This is a genomic window from Tepidimonas sp. (assembly GCF_036824975.1).
Taxonomy (GTDB): Bacteria; Pseudomonadota; Gammaproteobacteria; order Burkholderiales; family Burkholderiaceae_C; genus Tepidimonas.
The window spans coordinates 18,006-19,369 of sequence record NZ_DAISZC010000037.1; the positions used below are offsets into that span (position 1 = coordinate 18,006).

The following is a 1,364-nucleotide window of genomic DNA, read 5'->3' on the forward strand; positions in this document are numbered from 1 at the left end:
CCAGATTGCCCGCTACGAACTGCAGGTGTTGCCGGGCGAAGCCGGGCAGGTCGCTGTAGCCAGCCCTGCGGCCACCCCTCCTCCGACCCCGGCCCCGGCGCAAGCCGCGCCGCTGCGCGCTGCTGCCGACGAACCGGCACCGGTCGTGCGGGTCGGTCCGCCCGCCACGTCAGGCCGCGGGGGGTCCGAGTCGGCGCCGCCCCCCGACGCCGCACCGCTTCCCAGAGCGGCCGCTGTAAGCGTGGCCACTCTGGTCGTCGTCGATGGCCCATCGGCCGGGCGCGCCATGCCGCTGCACAAGCCGCTGACCACCGTGGGCCGCCCGGGCGTAACTGTGGCCGCCGTGCTGCGCACCGCAGAGGGTCACGCGGTACGGCAGAGCGACGGCACCGAACCGGTCCTGCTCAACGGCGTGCCGATCGGCGACCAGGCGCAGCCCCTGCACGCGGGTGACGTGCTCACGGTGGCCGGCACCCGCATCCGGTACGTCACCGACGCCTGAGACCGCGTTCCATCACCCCGACAGCGCCGCGCGCGTGCGCTCGGCTTCGGCCCGCGCCGCAGCGGCAAAATCGTCGCCACTGCTGGCATACAGGATCGCGCGCGACGAGTTGACCACCACCGCGCCGGTGGTGCGGCCCTGTGCATCCCCGCGCCAGCCCATACGCACTACGGTCGCGGCGTCGCCGCCCTGCGCGCCTACCCCCGGAATCAGCAGCGGCACCGTGGGCGCGATGGCGCGCACGCGCTCGATCTCCTGCGGGTAAGTGGCGCCCACCACCAGCCCCACTTGGCCGTTACGGTTCCACGGCCCCTGGGCCAGCGCCGCAATGTGCTCGTACAGCCGAGGCTGCCCAGGCAGGTCGGCCAACCGCTGCGCCTGCAGGTCGTCACCGCCCGGGTTGCTGGTGCGGCACAGCAGAAAGACCCCCTTGCCCGGATAGCGCAGATAGGGCTCGACCGAGTCGAAACCCATGAACGGCGACAGCGTCACCGCATCGGCGCCGTAGCGCTCAAAGGCTTCCTTGGCATACTGCTCGGCGGTGCTGCCGATGTCGCCGCGCTTGGCGTCCAGAATGATCGGCACCTCGGGCGCGGCCACCCGGATGTGTGCCATCAGGCGCTCCAGCTGGGCCTCGGCCCCGTGCGCGGCAAAGTAGGCGATCTGCGGCTTGTAGGCAATGACGAGGTCGGCCGTCGCATCCACGATGGCGGCGCAGAAGTCGTACAAGTGCGCCGGGTTGCCGCGCCAGCGCCCCGGCAGCCGCCCCGGCTCTGGATCCAGACCGACGCACAAACGGGAACGGTGGCGCTGCTCGGCGCGCCGCAGCATCTCGGTGAACTCCATGCCGGCATTGTAGAAG

The 1,364-nt window shown here is 71.9% G+C and carries 2 protein-coding genes; one reads left to right on the forward strand and one right to left on the reverse strand.

The annotated features are described in order from the left end of the window. The coding region (locus V7Z54_RS05970; RefSeq protein WP_334135093.1) for an FHA domain-containing protein at positions 1–502 on the forward strand (502 nt) is incomplete at its 5' end. Between the two features lie 12 nt (positions 503–514). Here V7Z54_RS05970 and pyrF read toward each other — a convergent pair. Next, on the reverse strand, positions 515–1,348 hold the full coding sequence (gene pyrF, locus V7Z54_RS05975) for an orotidine-5'-phosphate decarboxylase (protein ID WP_334135096.1): 834 nt from the start codon (positions 1,346–1,348) through the stop codon (positions 515–517). Positions 1,349–1,364 lie beyond the last annotated feature (16 nt).